The 17452-nt window shown below is 59.4% G+C and carries 17 protein-coding genes and 1 pseudogene; 9 read left to right on the forward strand and 9 right to left on the reverse strand.

Annotated features, from left to right (window positions below; all coding sequences use genetic code 11):
• Positions 1-56: 56 nt before the first annotated feature.
• Entirely contained in the window at positions 57-572 is a 516-nt protein-coding gene (locus BMS17_RS27850; protein ID WP_046031204.1) for a hypothetical protein, read from the reverse strand.
• A gap of 291 nt (positions 573-863) precedes the next feature.
• Here BMS17_RS27850 and BMS17_RS27855 point away from each other — a divergent pair, with 291 nt between their 5' ends.
• The 9 genes from BMS17_RS27855 to BMS17_RS27895 all read left to right on the forward strand — a co-directional run bounded on the left by BMS17_RS27855 (position 864) and on the right by BMS17_RS27895 (position 11811).
• Positions 864-1820: a choline ABC transporter substrate-binding protein gene (locus BMS17_RS27855; protein ID WP_077432303.1), complete on the forward strand. Its 957-nt coding sequence runs from the start codon at positions 864-866 to the stop codon at positions 1818-1820.
• A gap of 49 nt (positions 1821-1869) precedes the next feature.
• On the forward strand, positions 1870-2787 hold the full coding sequence (locus BMS17_RS27860) for an alpha/beta hydrolase (protein WP_046031202.1): 918 nt from the start codon (positions 1870-1872) through the stop codon (positions 2785-2787).
• A 105-nt stretch (positions 2788-2892) separates the two neighbouring features.
• Positions 2893-3864 (forward strand): prolyl aminopeptidase, encoded by a 972-nt coding sequence (gene pip, locus BMS17_RS27865; RefSeq protein WP_046031201.1) that lies wholly within the window; start codon positions 2893-2895, stop codon positions 3862-3864.
• Positions 3861-4298 (forward strand): D-aminoacyl-tRNA deacylase, encoded by a 438-nt coding sequence (gene dtd, locus BMS17_RS27870; protein WP_034148582.1) that lies wholly within the window; start codon positions 3861-3863, stop codon positions 4296-4298. The genes pip and dtd overlap by 4 nt, the downstream gene beginning before the upstream one ends.
• A 321-nt stretch (positions 4299-4619) precedes the next feature.
• Positions 4620-6434: a glucan biosynthesis protein G gene (locus tag BMS17_RS27875; protein ID WP_077432304.1), complete on the forward strand. Its 1815-nt coding sequence runs from the start codon at positions 4620-4622 to the stop codon at positions 6432-6434.
• Complete coding sequence (gene mdoH, locus BMS17_RS27880; protein WP_077432305.1) at positions 6427-8997, forward strand: glucans biosynthesis glucosyltransferase MdoH; 2571 nt, start codon at positions 6427-6429, stop codon at positions 8995-8997. The genes BMS17_RS27875 and mdoH overlap by 8 nt, the downstream gene beginning before the upstream one ends.
• Before the next feature lie 190 nt (positions 8998-9187).
• Positions 9188-9985, forward strand: a complete 798-nt coding sequence (locus BMS17_RS27885; protein ID WP_077432442.1) for a transporter substrate-binding domain-containing protein — start codon at positions 9188-9190, stop codon at positions 9983-9985.
• A gap of 139 nt (positions 9986-10124) precedes the next feature.
• Positions 10125-11084 carry an amino acid ABC transporter permease gene (locus BMS17_RS27890; protein WP_046031198.1) on the forward strand — a complete coding sequence of 320 codons (960 nt, stop codon included), beginning with the start codon at positions 10125-10127 and terminating at the stop codon, positions 11082-11084.
• Positions 11077-11811 carry an amino acid ABC transporter ATP-binding protein gene (locus BMS17_RS27895; RefSeq protein ID WP_046031197.1) on the forward strand — a complete coding sequence of 245 codons (735 nt, stop codon included), beginning with the start codon at positions 11077-11079 and terminating at the stop codon, positions 11809-11811. Before BMS17_RS27890 ends, BMS17_RS27895 begins: the two co-directional genes overlap by 8 nt.
• 157 nt (positions 11812-11968) lie before the next feature.
• On the opposite strand, the gene BMS17_RS31135 is transcribed toward BMS17_RS27895, so the two are convergent.
• The 8 genes and pseudogenes from BMS17_RS31135 to hisI all read right to left on the reverse strand — a co-directional run bounded on the left by BMS17_RS31135 (position 11969) and on the right by hisI (position 17381).
• The gene (locus tag BMS17_RS31135) at positions 11969-12841 is read right to left on the reverse strand and encodes a methyl-accepting chemotaxis protein (RefSeq protein ID WP_371916745.1); all 873 of its coding nucleotides are present in this window, start codon (positions 12839-12841) and stop codon (positions 11969-11971) included.
• Positions 12827-13885, reverse strand: a pseudogene (locus BMS17_RS31140) (methyl-accepting chemotaxis protein); the annotation flags it as partial. The gene BMS17_RS31135 and the pseudogene BMS17_RS31140, both read right to left, overlap by 15 nt.
• Before the next feature lie 247 nt (positions 13886-14132).
• The gene (locus tag BMS17_RS27905; RefSeq protein WP_077432306.1) at positions 14133-14840 is read right to left on the reverse strand and encodes a 16S rRNA (uracil(1498)-N(3))-methyltransferase; all 708 of its coding nucleotides are present in this window, start codon (positions 14838-14840) and stop codon (positions 14133-14135) included.
• Positions 14837-15637, reverse strand: coding sequence for a twin-arginine translocase subunit TatC (gene tatC / locus BMS17_RS27910; RefSeq protein ID WP_046031194.1), 801 nt, complete (start codon positions 15635-15637; stop codon positions 14837-14839). Before tatC ends, BMS17_RS27905 begins: the two co-directional genes overlap by 4 nt.
• Before the next feature lie 256 nt (positions 15638-15893).
• Entirely contained in the window at positions 15894-16346 is a 453-nt protein-coding gene (gene tatB, locus BMS17_RS27915; protein WP_046031193.1) for a Sec-independent protein translocase protein TatB, read from the reverse strand.
• A gap of 10 nt (positions 16347-16356) precedes the next feature.
• The gene (locus BMS17_RS27920) at positions 16357-16629 is read right to left on the reverse strand and encodes a twin-arginine translocase TatA/TatE family subunit (protein WP_046031192.1); all 273 of its coding nucleotides are present in this window, start codon (positions 16627-16629) and stop codon (positions 16357-16359) included.
• 25 nt (positions 16630-16654) lie between these two features.
• Positions 16655-16987, reverse strand: coding sequence for a phosphoribosyl-ATP diphosphatase (locus tag BMS17_RS27925; protein ID WP_003220849.1), 333 nt, complete (start codon positions 16985-16987; stop codon positions 16655-16657).
• On the reverse strand, positions 16980-17381 hold the full coding sequence (gene hisI, locus BMS17_RS27930) for a phosphoribosyl-AMP cyclohydrolase (RefSeq protein WP_046031191.1): 402 nt from the start codon (positions 17379-17381) through the stop codon (positions 16980-16982). The genes BMS17_RS27925 and hisI overlap by 8 nt, the downstream gene beginning before the upstream one ends.
• Between the last annotated feature and the right edge of the window lie 71 nt (positions 17382-17452).

Here is a 17452-nt window from a genome sequence, read left to right on the forward strand (position 1 = left end):
TTTGTTTTGGTCTCCATTTCACCCGGATTAAAAGCGGAGAGGAGATTGTGTGGGGTTTAAAGGGTTCTTACATCTACTAGAGCTTCAAGGTTGTAGACGTCAAAACCGCCTTTGATGTCGAATTTTTCACCGTTGGGGGCCTCAACGGTGAAATTAAAAGTTGCGGATGCATGATCGTGTGCAGGACTGTTCGCATAGTCAATTTTTCCTATTATGCAAGGGAACGCATAGGCTGTATCAACTTCATCGTCGTCGTCATCAGGGCTGTCCTCCAATTTGTAATAGCCGGCGCTATTGATGCTTATCTGTGGCAGCGTCAATGGGCGGGACAGTTCGAGCAAGCCCTGGTTGATTTTTATGTCCAAGAAGAACTGAATAGAGTTGATCTCTTTGGTTTTTGTCGTTTTATTTATGGTGTCCTGAAAACCCTTGATTGCCAGATATTTACTCCCTGAATCTGAAATGATTTCGTGCATTCTTACACGGTTGGCTTGAAAGACCTCTGTACTGTTCTTGAATATAAGTGTGGCCTTGAAAGTACCTTCCGAGGATTTAATTGAGTCAGTCGTCATGATCGAACTCCTTGTCTTTACTTTTCGTATCCAGTCTGGATGGGTAACTACATCTGTCATTCAATAGCAGTGAGTAGTTGAGGGCTACTGGGATAATTGACAGTTTTTTATTCGTTTTGGCTATGACGTATAGACTTGCCGGTGCTGCAATAGCGGGCTTAGGGTCGCCACCGTGCAAATCTCGGTCGCCACAGTTCACTTTTACCTTCTCGACGCTGCGTAATGTTTCGGGCACGGTGCATAAAGACACCGGCCTTCACAATAATCCGCTGCCGCACGAGAATGCTCTCTATGACAAGCCCCAAAGGTCTGTTCACCCGCTGTCTCTCAATCCTCTGCGGCACGGCGCTTCTGAGCACCGGCGTCCTGGCCAGTGACGATGCTTCCTGCAAAGCCGTGCGCATGGGCGTGGTCAACTGGACCGATGTGATCGCCACCAGTGGCATGGCCGATGTATTGCTCAATGGCCTGGGCTACGAAAGCAAGCAAACCAGCGCCGTGCAGCAAATCATCTTCGCCGGCATCCGCGACAAGCGCCTGGACATTTTCCTGGGTTACTGGAAACCGGCGATGGACAAAAACATCGCGCCGTTCGTGGCCGCCAACCAAGTAAAAGTCATGGAAAAACCGAGCCTGGCCGATGCTCAGGCCACCCTCGCGGTCCCGGACTACGTGGCCGCCGCCGGTTTGAAAACCTTTGCCGACATCGCCCGATTCAAAGACCAGCTCGGCGGCAAGATCTACGGCATCGAGCCCGGCAGCGGCGCCAACACCACGATCAAAACCATGATCGAGACCAATCACTTTGGCTTGAAGGATTTCAAACTGATTGAATCCGGCGAGGCCGGCATGCTCGCCGCCGTACAGCGCGCAGTGAATCGCAAGGAGTTCGTGGTGTTCGTCGGCTGGACCCCGCACCCGATGAACATCAACATGAAGATCGATTACCTGACCGGCAGTGAAGACGTCTACGGACCGAACGAAGGTGCGGCGACGGTCTCTACGGTCACTTCGCCGGATTACGCTGAACGTTGCCCGAATGTAAATCGCCTGCTGGAGAACCTGACTTTCACCGCCTCGCAGGAAAGTCAGTTGATGGTGCCGATCATGGAGCGCAAGACGCCGCAGGATGTCGCCAGGCAGTGGTTGCGTGATCACCCGGAAGATATGCAGCGTTGGTTGGCGGGTGTCAGCAGTTTTGATGGTAAGGATGGCGTTGTCACCGTTCAGGCCAGTTTGAAAAACTGAATTCAAATGTTGCTCTCCTTAAACCGCTGAACGGACTGGCACCAGGCTCATGGCTCCTTACCCGCTTTCCGAACAGATGACGGCATTCGTCGAGAAAACCGTCAGCTTCAACAGCACCGACAGCAGCCTCGAGGGTTTGCGTCGGGCCTACAGCGAGATGTGCCGGGCGTTTACTCCGCCACGTCCTGAAGGGCTTTATGTGCTTGATGTCGAGCTGGCGGGCGTGGCTATCAGGTCCTACCAGCCGCACGCCTCATCGTCGTCCGAGGCTTGCCCGTGCATTGTGTATCTGCACGGTGGCGGGTGGGTGGTGGGGGATCTGGATTCCCACGACTTCATCTGCGCCGAGCTCGCATCAACCCTCGGTGTATTGGTCATCGCGGTTGATTACCGCCTGGCGCCGGAGCATCCGTTTCCGGCGGCGTTCGATGATTGCATCAAGGTCTGGCGGGCGTTGCGTACGGGGCCGTTCCGGCTTGATCCTGCGCGGACGCTGGTGATGGGGGACAGCGCGGGCGGCAACCTGGCCGCTGCATTATGTCTGGCGCTGCGGGATGCCCGCGAGCCATTGCCTGCTGCGCAGATTCTGGTCTATCCGGGACTGGGTGGCGGTGATCAGTTGCCATCGCGCGGCGAATGCATCGATGCGCCGTTGCTCAGCAGCAGCGATGTGGATTGTTATCACGCGCTGTACCTGCATGGCACCCGACATCCGGGGGCCTATGCCATGCCACTGCTCGCCGGACACTTCGGCGGTCTACCGCCGGCATTGATCGCCGTTGCGCAGTTCGATCCGCTGCGCGATGACGGCGTGCTCTACGCCGAGCAACTGGAAGCCGCCGGTGTGGACACCACGCTGTACTACGGCGAGGGGCTGGTTCATGGTTGTTTGCGCGCGCGCGCTCAAGTCGCCGAGGTCGATGCGCTCTATGAAACACTGCTCGGGTTTTTGGCTGACAGGTTGTGACGCTGCACGGGGCATGCTCATTGACGTAATTCGGGTTTATGATGCCGGACGGCAGAATAATAGAAGTCCCCCCAGGGATGACCTCGACCCCTTACGGAGCGCGCAATGCAGACTTTGTACCCGCAGATCAAACCCCACGCCCGGCACGATCTGGCCGTCGATGACACCCACACCCTCTACGTCGACGAAAGCGGTTCACCGGAAGGTTTACCGGTGGTGTTTATCCACGGCGGCCCCGGTGCCGGGTGTGATGCTCAAAGCCGTCGGTATTTCGATCCAAACCTGTATCGCATCGTTACCTTTGACCAGCGCGGCTGCGGTCGCTCCACCCCCCACGCCAGCCTCGAAAACAACACCACCTGGGATCTGGTCGCCGACCTTGAGCGAATTCGCCAGCATCTGGGCATCGACAAGTGGGTGCTGTTTGGCGGCTCCTGGGGGTCGACCCTGGCGTTGGCCTACGCGCAAACCCACCCAGAGCGTGTACACGGTCTGATCCTGCGCGGGATTTTTCTCTGCCGCCCACAGGAAATCGAGTGGTTCTACCAGGCGGGCGCCAGCCGTCTGTTCCCGGACTACTGGCAGGACTACGTTGCGCCGATCCCGATGGACGAGCGCGATGATTTGCTCAGCGCTTTCCACAAGCGCCTGACCGGCAATGACCAGATTGCCCAGATGCACGCGGCCAAGGCCTGGTCCCTCTGGGAAGGCCGGACCGCCACCCTGCGTCCGAACCCGCTGGTGGTCGATCGCTTCTCGGAGCCGCAGCGTGCATTGTCGATTGCTCGCATCGAATGTCATTACTTCACCAACAATGCGTTCCTTGAGCCTAACCAGTTGATTCGTGACATGGGCAAGATTGCCCATTTGCCCGGCGTGATCGTTCACGGTCGCTACGATGTGATCTGTCCGTTGGATAACGCTTGGGAATTGCACCAGAACTGGCCGAACAGTGAATTGCAGGTCATCCGGGACGCCGGCCATGCTGCCTCCGAACCGGGTATCACTGATGCGCTGGTGCGAGCCGCCAACCAGATGGCGCGCCGCTTGCTCGACCTGCCGCCTGAAGAAGCATGAAGGGTTTGCTCCAGCGCGTACGGGGTGCGCGAGTCGAGGTCGCGGGCGAGGTGGTGGGAGCGGTCGACCAGGGGTTGCTGGTGCTGGTCGCGGTTGAGCCCGAGGACACTCGGGCCAGCGCCGACAAACTTCTTAATAAGCTGCTTAACTATCGGGTGTTCAGCGACGCCGAGGGCAAGATGAATCTGTCCCTGGCGGATGTCGGCGGCGGGTTGCTGCTGGTCTCACAGTTCACCTTGGCTGCCGACACCAAAAGCGGGTTGCGCCCGAGTTTTTCGACCGCGGCGCCTCCGGCCTTGGGCGAGGAGCTTTTCGACTATCTATTAGGCAAAGCGAAACAGGTGCATGGCACAGTGGCATCAGGTAGATTCGGCGCGGATATGCAGGTGCACCTGGTCAACGATGGCCCGGTCACCTTCCTGTTACAGACCTGAAAGCGCTTGAAACAACTTTTTAAGGGCTTTTCGACTGAAAACAGGCGTTTTACGCGAGAAATACTTTGTTGCGCCTGATGCGTTGTAACGCGGCCTACTAGATAATCGCGCGCTACGGGGATCGGCGTTCGTTGGTCCATTTTGACTTAGGTAGAGACTTGTCCTGGACCGTTTGGGGAATCATTTAGCCCCATCGGAGTCGGAACAATGCTCGCCAACTTGGCAAGAGTGGTTTGCAAGATCGGTTTTTTCAGGCCGTTGATCGTGCAAATCCTTTAACTGGCCGTTGGTTTTTTGATCTGTTTTCGGCGAGGGTTGCTCGTGATTGTTAGTCCCTGTAATGCACCAAAATTGACTGCCAAACGGTTCCGAAGCGCTCTGGTAGCGGGCTCTGCACTGCTCTGCCTGTTCAGCGCCGGCCAGCTTTGGGCATTCAATCTGGATGACGTGTCGGTCAAGGCAAAAGAGCTGGCCGCGCAAAAATACGAAGCTCCGCGCAGTAACCTGCCGAACGAGTTCCGCGATATGAAATTCGCGGACTATCAGAAAATTCGTTTCCTGACCGAAAAAGCCGAATGGGCGGATCAGAAAACCCCGTTCAAGCTGTCGTTCTATCACCAGGGTATGCATTTCGATACGCCGGTGAAAATCAACGAAATCACAGCTAACTCCGTCGAAGAGATCAAGTACGACCCGACTCGTTTCGATTTTGGCGACGTGAAATTCGATCCTAAAGCCACCGAACAACTGGGTTATGCCGGTTTCCGGGTGCTGTACCCGATCAACAAGGCTGACAAGCAAGACGAAATCATGACCATGCTCGGCGCGAGCTACTTCCGCGTCGTCGGCAAGGGTCACGTCTATGGCTTGTCCGCGCGCGGCATGGCGATTGATACCGCATTGCCATCGGGCGAAGAGTTCCCGCGTTTCACCGAGTTCTGGATTCAACAGCCGAAGCCGGGCGACAAGCACCTGGTGATTTTCGCCCTGCTGGATTCGCCGCGTGCCACCGGCGCCTATCGCCTGACCCTGCGTCCGGGCAGCGACACCATTGTCGACGTCAAGGCGCAGATGTTCCTGCGTGACAAGGTCGGCAAGCTGGGTATCGCTCCATTGACCAGCATGTATCTGTTCGGCGCCAACCAGCCATCGAAAGTGCTGAACTATCGTCGCGAATTGCACGATTCCAGCGGCCTGGCGATTCATGCCGGCAACGGCGAATGGATCTGGCGTCCATTGAACAACCCCAAACACCTGTCGGTGAGCAACTTCTCGGTCGAGAATCCGCGTGGTTTTGGTCTGCTGCAACGTGGCCGCGACTTCAGCCACTACGAAGACCTCGACGACCGCTACGACAAGCGCCCAAGCGCCTGGATCGAGCCGAAGGGTGACTGGGGCAAGGGTACCGTGGATCTGGTAGAGATTCCGACTGCCGACGAAACCAACGACAATATCGTTGCTTTCTGGAACCCGGAAAAACTGCCAGAACCTGGCCAGCCGCTCGATGTTGCCTATCGCCTGCACTGGACCATGGATGAATCCGCAATCCACGCCCCCGACAGCGCCTGGGTCAGCCAGACCCTGCGCTCCACCGGTGACGTTAAACAGTCCAACCTGATTCGTCAGCCGGACGGTAGCGTGGCTTATCTGGTGGACTTCGAAGGCCCGTCCCTGGCGGCATTGCCACCGGAAGCGGACGTTCGCAGCCAGGTCAGCGTTGGCGACAATGCCGAACTGGTCGAGAACAGCGTGCGCTACAACCCTGAAACCAAGGGCTGGCGCCTGACGCTGCGCATGAAGATCAAAGACCCGGGCAAAGCCACCGAAATGCGAGCGGCCCTGGTCCAGAACATCGTGCCGGCTGACCTGGCCAAGACGTCGCTTCCTGCGTCGAATTCGTCCGTCGCCAAAGCCGACAAGGTTGCCGCCAAGCAACAAGAGAAAGCGGACAAGGAAGCCAAGCAAGCAGAAGCCAAGCAGGCCGATGCCAAGCCAGTTGCAGATGCCAAGGACAAGGCCAACAAAGACGCCAAGCAGCCTGTTGCTGCCGACGCGGCCCCAGCCACACCGGAATCGGCGCCGACTGAAGAAGTCCTGACCGAGACCTGGAGCTACCAGTTGCCTGCCGATGAGTAATTCTCAAGTACAGCCAGAGTCGCTTTCCGAGTATCTGGCGCATTTACCGATGACCGACGAGCAGCGCGCGGAACTTGCGGGCTGCCAGTCCTTCAGCGAGTTGCACCAGCGTCTGTCGTCCTCCACGTTCGACGCACCGACCGAAGCAGCTCAAGCTTCGGTAGGCCGCCGCTTGACTCTGAACACCGCTGAAGAGCTGGAAGAAGCGGAAATGCTGGCGGTCGACGCCAGTGGCCGGGTATGCCTCAAGGCCACCCCGCCGATCCGCCGGACCAAAGTTGTGCCGGAGCCTTGGCGCACCAACATTCTGGTGCGTGGCTGGCGGCGTCTGACCGGTCGCACCAATCCGCCGGCTCCGCCGAAAGATGAACGCGTGTTGCCGGCTGCCCGCTGGCGGACCGTTGGTTCGATCCGTCGCTACATTCTGCTGGTGCTGATGCTCGGCCAGACCATCGTTGCCGGCTGGTACATGAAAGGCATCATGCCGTACCAGGGCTGGTCGTTCGTCGACCTCAACGAAGTGTTGCATCAACCGCTGCTGCAAACGGCCACGCAAGTGCTGCCGTATGCACTGCAAACCAGCATCCTGATTCTGTTCGGGATTCTGTTCTGCTGGGTATCGGCCGGTTTCTGGACCGCGCTGATGGGTTTCCTCGAGCTGCTCACCGGTCACGACAAATACCGCATTTCTGGCGCCAGCGCCGGCAATGAACCGATTCCGAAGGATGCGCGCACCGCACTGGTGATGCCGATCTGCAACGAAGACGTGCCACGGGTGTTTGCCGGTTTGCGCGCGACGTTCGAGTCGGTTGCGGCCACGGGTGACCTGGATCGCTTCGACTTCTTCGTCCTCAGCGACAGTAACGACGCCGACATTTGCGTCGCCGAACAGCAAGCCTGGCTGGACGTTTGTCGCGAAGCCAAAGGCTTCGGCAAGATCTTCTATCGTCGCCGTCGCCGTCGCGTCAAACGCAAGAGTGGCAACCTCGACGACTTCTGCCGTCGCTGGGGCGGTGACTACAAGTACATGGTCGTGCTCGACGCTGACTCCGTCATGAGCGGCGAGTGCCTGACCAGTCTGGTGCGCTTGATGGAAGCCACGCCGGACGCCGGGATCATCCAGACCGCGCCGCGTGCGTCGGGCATGGACACCCTGTATGCGCGCATGCAGCAGTTTGCGACTCGCGTGTATGGCCCGTTGTTCACGGCTGGCCTGCACTTCTGGCAGTTGGGCGAATCCCACTACTGGGGTCACAACGCGATCATCCGCATGAAGCCGTTCATCGAGCACTGCGCCTTGGCGCCGTTGCCTGGTAAAGGGGCTTTCGCCGGTGCAATTCTGTCCCACGACTTCGTTGAAGCCGCGCTGATGCGCCGTGCTGGCTGGGGCGTGTGGATTGCCTACGATTTGCCGGGCAGTTACGAAGAGTTGCCACCGAACCTGCTGGACGAACTCAAGCGTGACCGTCGCTGGTGCCACGGTAACCTGATGAACTTCCGTCTGTTCCTGGTCAAAGGCATGCACCCGGTTCACCGGGCGGTATTCCTGACCGGTGTGATGTCTTATCTGTCGGCGCCGTTGTGGTTCTTCTTCCTCGTGCTGTCGACAGCGCTGCTGGCGGTCAACACGTTGATGGAGCCGCAGTACTTCATGGAGCCGCGACAGCTGTATCCGCTGTGGCCGCAATGGCATCCGGACAAGGCCGTGGCGCTGTTCTCCACGACCGTCGTGTTGCTGTTCCTGCCGAAGCTGCTGAGCATCATCCTGATCTGGGCCAAAGGCGCGAAAGAGTTCGGCGGCAAGTTCAAGGTGACCCTGTCGATGTTGCTGGAGATGTTGTTCTCCATGCTGCTGGCGCCGGTGCGGATGATTTTCCACACCCGTTTCGTCCTCGCCGCGTTCCTCGGCTGGGCGGCGACCTGGAACTCGCCACAACGTGACGACGACTCCACGCCGTGGAGCGAAGCGGTCAAGCGCCATGGTCCGCAAACCTTGCTGGGCTTCTTCTGGGCCTTGCTGGTGATCTGGCTGAACCCGAGCTTCCTGTGGTGGCTGGTGCCAATCGTGGGTTCGTTGATGCTGTCGATCCCGGTGTCCGTGATCTCCAGCCGTGTTGGCCTGGGCCTGAAGTCCCGTGACGAGAGCCTGTTCCTGATCCCTGAGGAATACAATCCGCCACAGGCGCTGCTGGCCACAGACCAGTACACCCACGAAAACCGTTACCACGCACTCAAAGACGGCTTCATCCGGTCAGTGGTCGACCCGCAGCAGAACGCCCTGGCGTGCTCGCTGGCGACGTCGCGTCACGGTCAGGCCGAGCCGATCGAGTGGCTGCGGATCGAGCGGGTGCGCCATGCATTGAAAGTCGGGCCTGACGGCCTGAACAACAATGAGCGCGTGCAACTGCTGAGCGACCCGGTGGCATTGGCTCGTCTGCATGAGCAGATCTGGAGTGAAGGTCACGCAGAGTGGTTGCAAGCCTGGCGTACATCGGTGAAATCCGATCCCCATGCGCCGCTGCTGCCGCTCAAGCCGCTGAGCGCACAGCCTCAGTTGGCATAACAAAAAACCCCGCTCATCAAGCGGGGTTTTTTTTGCCTGATCGTTTGCAAGCCCTTGTGCAAACGGACGAGTACGTTAGGATCCGTCCCCGAATTGGTGCGCCCGGATAATTTTTGTCCACATGGCTACGTTTCCTGAGGGAGACGGCCGTTTGCGCGCCTCACACCGCAATGGTTTTGGGGACATGATGATGAAGAAGTATCTCTCGATGCTGCTGGTCGGCGTCACGGCATTGGTTGCAGTCGGCACGGCGCAGGCCGGCGCCATCGATGACGCGGTCAAGCGCGGCACGCTGAAAGTCGGCATGGACCCGACCTACATGCCGTTCGAGATGACCAACAAGCGCGGCGAGATCATCGGTTTCGAAGTCGACATCCTCAAAGCCATGACCAAGGCCATGGGCGTGAAACTGGAGCTGGTGTCCACCGGCTACGACGGCATCATCCCGGCCCTGATGACCGACAAGTTCGACATGATCGGCAGCGGCATGACGCTGACCCAGGAGCGCAACCTGCGCCTGAACTTCAGCGAACCGTTCATCGTGGTCGGTCAGACACTGCTGATCCGCAAAGAGCTGGAAGGTACTATCAAGTCCTATAAAGACTTGAACACCGACGAGTACCGCATCACCTCCAAGCTCGGCACCACCGGCGAAATGGTCGCGAAAAAACTGATCTCCAAAGCCAAATACCACGGCTACGACAACGAGCAGGAAGCGGTGCTCGACGTGGTCAACGGCAAGGCGGATGCCTTCATCTACGACGCGCCTTACAACGTGGTGGCGGTGAGCAAGGTCGGCGCCGGCAAGCTGGTGTTCCTTGATAAGCCGTTCACCTACGAACCGCTTGCCTTCGGTCTGAAGAAGGGTGACTACGACAGCATCAACTTCATCAACAACTTCCTGCACCAGATCCACGAAGACGGCACCTACGATCGCATCCATGACAAGTGGTTCAAAGACACCGCTTGGCAGAAAGACATGGAATAAGGCTTACCGCTGATCGTTCCCTCGCTCTGCGTGGGAACGCATCCTGTGACGCTCTGCGTCACGCTTGAGAAGGGACGCGGAGCGTCCCGGGCGGCATTCCCACGCAGAGCGTGGGAACGATCAAATTCCGGAACCCGTAATGAAACAAAAAAAATCCCAATGGCCCTGGCACGTATTAACCGTGCTGGTGCTGATCGGCCTGGCTGGTGCGTTGTACTACGCCACCTCGCTGATGTCCTACGAATGGCGCTGGAATCGCGTGCCGCAATACTTCGCCTACCACGCCGAAGAATCCCAGCGCGCCACTGATATCTCCACTGTCAGCGAACTGGTGCGCAAAGGCGATAAAGCTGAAGTCACGCTGCGCAACGACGCAGGCGATGAGCAACGCGTGACCGTCGACGACAACAGCCTGCAAGTCGCCCAAGGCGATGATGTGGCCGAAGGCGATGTGATTGGCGTGACCCGTCATTGGGCCGCCGGGCCGCTGCTTTGGGGGCTGTGGACAACTTTGTGGTTGTCGGTAGTGTCCGGTGTGCTCGGGCTGTTGATTGGTCTCGCCACGGGCCTGTGCCGGCTCTCGAACAACCCGACGCTGCGCGATCTCTCGACGATCTATGTCGAGCTGGTCCGTGGTACGCCGCTGCTGGTGCAGATCTTCATTTTCTACTTCTTCATCGGCACCGTGATGAACCTGTCCCGTGAATTCGCCGGGATCGCTGCACTGTCGTTGTTTACCGGGGCCTACGTCGCGGAAATCATCCGTTCCGGCGTGCAGTCCATCGCCCGGGGGCAAAACGAAGCGGCGCGCTCGTTGGGGCTGAGTGCTGGCCAGTCGATGCGCCACGTGGTGATGCCGCAAGCCTTGAAGCGCGTACTGCCGCCCTTGGCCGGGCAGTTCATCAGCCTGGTCAAGGACACGTCGCTGGTCTCGGTGATTGCGATTACCGAACTGCTCAAAAGTGGTCGTGAAGTTATTACCACCTCGTTTTCGCCGTTCGAAATCCTGTTCTGCGTGGCCGGGTTGTACCTGTTGATCAACCTGCCACTGTCGAAAATCGCCAGTCGGCTTGAACGGAGGCTCGCGCAAAGTGATTGAAGTCCGCGATCTGGTAAAAGTCTTCGACACCCGTGGCCAAGTGGTTCGCGCGGTGGATAACGTCACCACGCAAGTGGCCAAGGGCGAAGTGCTGGTGGTGATCGGTCCGTCCGGTTCCGGCAAGTCGACCTTCTTGCGCTGCCTCAACGGCCTGGAAGAATTCGATTCGGGTTCGGTGAGCATCGATGGCCTGCAACTGGCCGACCCGAAAACCGACGTGAATGCCTACCGCCGCGAAGTCGGCATGGTGTTCCAGCATTTCAACCTGTTCCCGCACATGACCGTGCTGGAAAACCTCTGCCTGGCGCAAAAAGTCGTGCGCAAGCGCGGCAAGAAGGAGCGCGAGGCCAAGGCCTTGGCGCTGCTGGAAAAAGTCGGGATCGCGCAGAAGGCCCACGAGTTTCCATCGCGCTTGTCCGGTGGCCAGCAGCAGCGTGTGGCGATCGCCCGCGCATTGGCCATGGAACCCAAGGTCATGCTGTTCGATGAACCGACGTCGGCCCTGGACCCGGAAATGGTCGGCGAAGTGCTGGATGTGATGAAGACCCTGGCCTTGGAGGGCATGACCATGGTTTGTGTCACCCACGAAATGGGTTTTGCGCGGGAAGTGGCGGATCGGGTGTTGTTCTTCGATCACGGCAAATTGCTGGAAGATGCTTCGCCGGCCGAATTCTTCGATGCGCCGAAGGATCCACGGGCGCAGGCGTTTTTGCGTCAGGTCCTCTGACGGCGGCGACCTTGCGATCGCCTTCGCGGGCAAGCCCGCTCCCACAATGGATTGCGCTGTTCATGCTATTTGCGTAACACCGCTTATCCCTGTGGGAGCGGGCTTGCCCGCGATTGCATCACCTCGGTCCTGAGTGAACCGAGGTCAAAACACCCCCTCAAACCTTGAACTTGCCCACCAGCATCTGCAGATGCGTCCCCAACCGTGCCAGCTCAATGCTGGAGGCCGCGGTCTCTTCGCTGGCGGCCGAGGTTTGTTCGGACACGTCGCGCACGTTAAGCACGCTGCGGTTGATCTCCTCGGCCACGGCGGTTTGCTGCTCGGCAGCGGCGGCAATCTGCTGGTTCATCGTCTGAATGGCCGACACGGTGCGGGTGATGCTTTCCAGTGAGCCGCCGGCGCGGCGGGTCAGTTCGACGCTGCTGTCGGTCAGCGTGCGGCTGTTGTCCATGATGGTCGCGACTTGCTGGGTGCCGGCTTGCAGGCCGACGATCAGCTCTTCGATTTCTTCGGTGGACTTCTGGGTGCGCTGGGCCAGGCTGCGGACCTCATCGGCGACCACCGCAAAACCCCGTCCGGCCTCACCGGCACGGGCGGCTTCGATGGCGGCGTTGAGGGCCAGCAGGTTGGTTTGCTGGGCCACGGATTTGATCACGTCGAGCACGCTGCCGATCTTGTCACTTTCGCGCTTGAGGTCGCCCATCGCGGCAGTGGAGTTGCCGACTTCGAGGGCCAGGCGTTCGATCTGGGCGATGGCTTCGCCGACCACTTTGTCACCTTCGCGGGCTTGCTGATCGGCGGCGACAGCGGCTTCGCTGGCTTCCTCGGCGTTGCGTGCCACTTCTTGCACGGTCGCGGTCATTTCGTTCATGGCAGTGGCCACCTGGTCGGTTTCGACCTTCTGGCTGTTGACCCCGGCACTGGTCTGCTCGGTGACGGCCGACAACTCTTCGGCGGCGCTGGCGATTTGCGTGACACCGTCGCTGATGCCGCCGATCAGTTCGCGCAGGCCCAGAATCATGCTCTGCATGGCGCGCTGGAGCTGGCCGAGTTCGTCGCGACGTTTGGAGGTCAGGTTGTGAGTCAGGTCGCCTGCTGCGACGCGCTCAGCGACTTTCAGGGTCTGGCTCAGCGGGATAACGATCTGACGGGTGATCGCCCAAGCGGCAATCATGCCAAAGACCAGGGCCAGAGCCGTAGCCAACAGCAGCATGTTCTTGGCGTGTGCGGCATCGGTATCGCGAACAATGGTTTGCGACACGGTGAGTTTTTTGCTGACGTCGAGCAGGATGTCACCTTGCGCAGCCATGGTTTTGAGCGCGGCAGCGCTGGCGACCTGAGAGTCGCGGTACTGGCTGACGGCGGCGCGGTAGGCCTTGAGCGAGTCGGTGGCCTGTTGCAGGTTGGCGATGTGTTGCTCCGGCAATTTGGACGGCAGGCTTTCGAGGTTTTTCAGGGCGTTGTCGATGGCATCCAGTGCTGGCTGTTCAGCTTCGGCCTTGCCGCTATAGGTGTAGCCGCGGACCTGGAAGCGCGCTTGCTGGATCAGTTTGCTCAGATCAATCACGCTATTGAAGTCGGCAACACTATCGCCCTGTAACAGGGACTTCTCGACTTCAGCGACGCGGGCCACGGCATTATCGGCCGTGGCACCGAGTTTGCTGCGGGCGTCTTCGCGGTTGGCGCCTGCCTGAGTCATGGCGGCGAACGCTTGTTTGTACTGGCTGACGGCGGCCAGTTGCTGGTCGACCATCGCTGCATCAGCCGGCTGTTCGATCATTTTGCGGGCGCTTTGCAGGCCGGTATCGAGTTGCGCAAGTGTGTCGTTAACCGCCCCCGGGCCCTGTTCACCCCGGCGCATTTCATAGTCCAGGCGGGCGTTGCGCAGGTCTTTGGTCAGGTCATTGAGGCTGGCAATGAACCCAAGCTTATCGCCGCGGCTCGTCACATCACTCAGGCCGGTCCAGCCGGTGACGGTGATCGATAGGGTGAGCAGCAGCACCAGGCCGAAACCGATTCCCAGTTTGCGATTGACGCTGACGTTTCCCAGATTCTCGGCTAGCCATTGGTACATGCTGCAACTCCCTGGACCACTGATTTTGGTTTTGTGGGAACTGTATCGGCAGGCGAAAGAGAATCTGTAGGGCGGAAAAGGACTTGCGACGATCACAGTCCCTGTAGCAGCTGGCGAAGCCTGCGTCCGGCTGCGAAGCAGTCGTGAAATCAGACACCGCGGTGTTTCAGGTAGTCCGAGTTGTCCGGATTGACGACTGCTTCGCAGCCGAACGCAGGCTTCGCCAGCTGCTACAAGGTAGTCGGGGTTAGAAGAGGCGGGCGAGCAGCGCGGTGACGGCGGTTTCGACACGCAGGATGCGCTCGCCGAGTTGCACCGGTTGCAGGCCGGCCTTGCCCAGCAGGTCGATCTCGTAGGGGATCCAGCCACCTTCGGGGCCGATGGCCAGCGTCACCGGTTCGTCCAGGTCGCGGGGGCAGGGCGGGTAATTGCCGGGGTGGCCAACGAGACCAAGGGTGCCCTCGGTGATTGCCGGCAAACGGTCTTCAACGAACGGCTTGAAGCGCTTTTCGATGACGATTTCCGGCAGCACACTGTCCCGGGCCTGTTCGAGGCCGAGGATCAGTTGCTCGCGAATCGCTTCGGGCTCCAGAAACGGGGTTTGCCAGAAGCTCTTCTCGACGCGATAGCTGTTCACCAGGACGATGCGTGGCACACCCATGGCGGCCACAGTCTGAAACACCCTGCGCAGCATTTTCGGGCGTGGCAGGGCCAATACCAGGGTCAGCGGCAGCTTGGTCGGGGGCGATTGGTCCAGCGTGACTCGCAACTCGGCTTCATTGGCGTCCAGGCGCAGCACTTCGGCTGCCCCCATCAAACCGCCGATCCGCCCGACGCGCATGTTGTCACCGACTTCACAGCGGTGGACTTCCTGCATGTGCGTCAACCGGCGATCACGCAGGATCACCCGGTCGGCCGCAATGAAATCGGCTTCTTCGAGCAGCAGCAGGTTCACGGTTGGGTCGCTGGCGGCTGGTCGTTGTGATCGTCAACCGGTTGATCGTCCGGGTGCTCACCGCGTTTGCTGATCAGGCTGCCAAACAGGATGCCGATCTCGAACAGTAGCCACATCGGAACTGCCAACAGCGTCTGCGAGAAGATGTCCGGCGGCGTCAGGATCATGCCGACCACGAAGCAGCCGATGACCACGTACGGGCGGATTTTCTTCAGGTATTTGACGTCGACGACGCCGATCCACACCAGCAGCACCACGGCCACCGGGATTTCGAACGCCACGCCAAAGGCGAAGAACAGCGTCATGACGAAATCGAGGTAACTGGTGATGTCGGTCATCATTTCCACGCCGGCCGGGGTGGCGGCAGCGAAGAACTTGAAGATCAGCGGGAAGACCAGGTAATAGGCGAACGCCATGCCGGTGTAGAACAGTAGGATGCTGGACACCAGCAATGGCACGGCAATGCGCTTTTCATGCTTGTACAGACCCGGTGCGATGAAGCCCCAGATCTGATGCAGGATCACCGGGATCGCCAGGAACAGCGAGACCATCATGGTCAGCTTCAGCGGCGTCAGGAACGGCGACGATACGTCGGTGGCAATCATCGTCGCGCCAGCAGGCAGGTACGCGCGCAGCGGCGTGGAGACGAAGGTGTAGATCTGCTGGGTGAAGGCAAACAACCCGGCAAAAATGATGAAAATCGCCGCTACGCAACGCAGCAGGCGGGTACGCAACTCGGTGAGGTGCGAAACCAGCGGCATGTGCTGGTCGTTTTCGGGGAGAGTAGGGCCTGTCATCGGTCATTTCCTGTGTCGCGCCGAGCCTGTATTTGCGCAGGGCAAGGCGCGAGAAGCGTAGTTTGGCGTTTCAAATAAGCGACGAGTAACGCAGCCCTGCGCAAATACAGGCCGGCCCTCCGGGTTGTGCCTGAAAGCGGGCCAGGCTGCGTTGTAGGCCTTGGAAAGGGAACAACCATTCCCTGCGGCCTACGCCTTGCCTGGCCCGCTTTCAGGCGACAACGCGACACAGGAAATGACCGATGACAGACCCTTGTCATGGGGCTCGCGGCGGCAGTGTGGGGTCATGAGGGGCCGGCGCTGTCGGTGCGGCGGCAAGAGCAACCGGCTCAACCGGCGTCACGGGTACAGCTGGCGCAGGTTGTGCAGCCGCTACAACAGGTGCAGGCGTGGGTTCGGGGGCAGCGGCAGGGGCATGAATCGTCTGCTCTCCCACGTGCTCCACCGGCGTCGGCTCCTGCTGGGTCGGCGTGAAGATCTTCCGCGCCTCTTGTTCCAGCGACAGAATGTGCTCGTTGTGCAGTTGCCGACGAATTTCGTCGGCACCGATTTCACGTTCAACTTCCTGTTTGATTGCATTGAAACTGCGCTTCAAGCGCCCAACCCACAGGCCGGCGGTGCGCGCAGCACCCGGCAGGCGCTCGGGGCCCAGCACGAGCAGGGCAACGAGGCCGACGAGCAGCAGTTCAGAGAAGCTGATACCAAACATTAGTCTGTGCTCACACGTCTTTGCGGATCGGCTCTTCGACTTTTTGCGCCTGCACATCGATGGTGTGCGGCTGGTTTACCGAGGCCTGTGGCTGCACCGGCGGTGCTGGTTGAGACGGCGTGGCGGTCGGATCGGCCGGTTTTTCGTCGTCGTTCATGGCTTTCTTGAAGCCCTTGATCGACTCGCCGACGTCCGTGCCGAGGTTCTTCAGTTTCTTGGTGCCGAATACCAACACGACAACAACCAGGATGACGATCCAGTGTTTCCAGTCAAAAATGCCCATGTTGCTGCTCCTCTCTAATAGTTATTCAGGCGGACGGACGCGAGGCTTTCTCGACATGTCCGGAGAGACCGAAACGACGGTCCAGTTCATCGAGTACAGCCTGTGGATGCTGCCCCAGTTGGGCGAGCATGACCATGCTGTGGAACCACAAATCGGCGGTCTCGTAGATCACATCGCTGCAGTCACCGCTGATGGCGGCATCCTTGGCGGCAATGATGGTCTCGACCGACTCTTCGCCGACTTTTTCCAGAATCTTGTTCAAGCCCTTGTGGTACAGGCTGGCGACATACGAGCTGTCGGCGGCGGCGCCTTTGCGCTCTTCCAGCACTTGGGCCAGACGGGTCAGAGTGTCACTCATGTGCGTGTCCTGCGGAATAGATGGCGTGCGGATCTTTCAGAACCGGGTCGACGGTTGTCCAGTCGCCGTTTTCGTATACGCGGTAGAAGCAGCTCTGGCGACCGGTGTGGCACGCGATGTCGCCGATCTGCTCGACCATCAGGATGATCACGTCGGCGTCACAGTCCAGACGCATCTCGTGCAGGGTTTGTACGTGGCCGGACTCTTCGCCCTTACGCCACAGCTTGCCACGCGAGCGCGACCAGTAGATGGCGCGGTTCTCGGCAGCGGTCAGTTCCAGCGCTTCGCGGTTCATCCAGGCCATCATCAGGACGCGCCCGGTTTTGTGATCCTGGGCAATCGCGGGCACCAGGCCGTCGGTGTCCCACTTGATCTCGTCCAGCCAGTTTTTCATCTTCGACTCCGACAGCGGGCTCCACACTTCAATAGTCAAGCCCAGGCGTTGAAACAGTGTGCCAGTGCGTA

It is taken from the genome of Pseudomonas sp. C9, from assembly GCF_002000165.1.
Classification (GTDB): Bacteria; Pseudomonadota; Gammaproteobacteria; order Pseudomonadales; family Pseudomonadaceae; genus Aquipseudomonas.

Bases quoted from the DNA above. Each gene is read 5' to 3' on its own strand.
- tatB (WP_046031193.1), bottom strand. From the start codon at position 16,346: ATGTTTGGTATCAGCTTCTCTGAACTGCTGCTCGTCGGCCTCGTTGCC.
- BMS17_RS27860 (WP_046031202.1), top strand. From the start codon at position 1,870: ATGGCTCCTTACCCGCTTTCCGAACAGATGACGGCATTCGTCGAGAAA.
- dtd (WP_034148582.1), top strand. From the start codon at position 3,861: ATGAAGGGTTTGCTCCAGCGCGTACGGGGTGCGCGAGTCGAGGTCGCG.
- hisI (WP_046031191.1), bottom strand. From the start codon at position 17,381: ATGAAAAACTGGCTGGACGAGATCAAGTGGGACACCGACGGCCTGGTG.
- mdoH (WP_077432305.1), top strand. From the start codon at position 6,427: ATGAGTAATTCTCAAGTACAGCCAGAGTCGCTTTCCGAGTATCTGGCG.
- BMS17_RS27890 (WP_046031198.1), top strand. From the start codon at position 10,125: ATGAAACAAAAAAAATCCCAATGGCCCTGGCACGTATTAACCGTGCTG.
- pip (WP_046031201.1), top strand. From the start codon at position 2,893: ATGCAGACTTTGTACCCGCAGATCAAACCCCACGCCCGGCACGATCTG.
- BMS17_RS27885 (WP_077432442.1), top strand. From the start codon at position 9,188: ATGAAGAAGTATCTCTCGATGCTGCTGGTCGGCGTCACGGCATTGGTT.
- BMS17_RS31135 (WP_371916745.1), bottom strand. From the start codon at position 12,841: ATGCAGAGCATGATTCTGGGCCTGCGCGAACTGATCGGCGGCATCAGC.
- BMS17_RS27920 (WP_046031192.1), bottom strand. From the start codon at position 16,629: ATGGGCATTTTTGACTGGAAACACTGGATCGTCATCCTGGTTGTTGTC.
- BMS17_RS27925 (WP_003220849.1), bottom strand. From the start codon at position 16,987: ATGAGTGACACTCTGACCCGTCTGGCCCAAGTGCTGGAAGAGCGCAAA.
- tatC (WP_046031194.1), bottom strand. From the start codon at position 15,637: ATGACAGGCCCTACTCTCCCCGAAAACGACCAGCACATGCCGCTGGTT.
- BMS17_RS27850 (WP_046031204.1), bottom strand. From the start codon at position 572: ATGACGACTGACTCAATTAAATCCTCGGAAGGTACTTTCAAGGCCACA.
- BMS17_RS27855 (WP_077432303.1), top strand. From the start codon at position 864: ATGACAAGCCCCAAAGGTCTGTTCACCCGCTGTCTCTCAATCCTCTGC.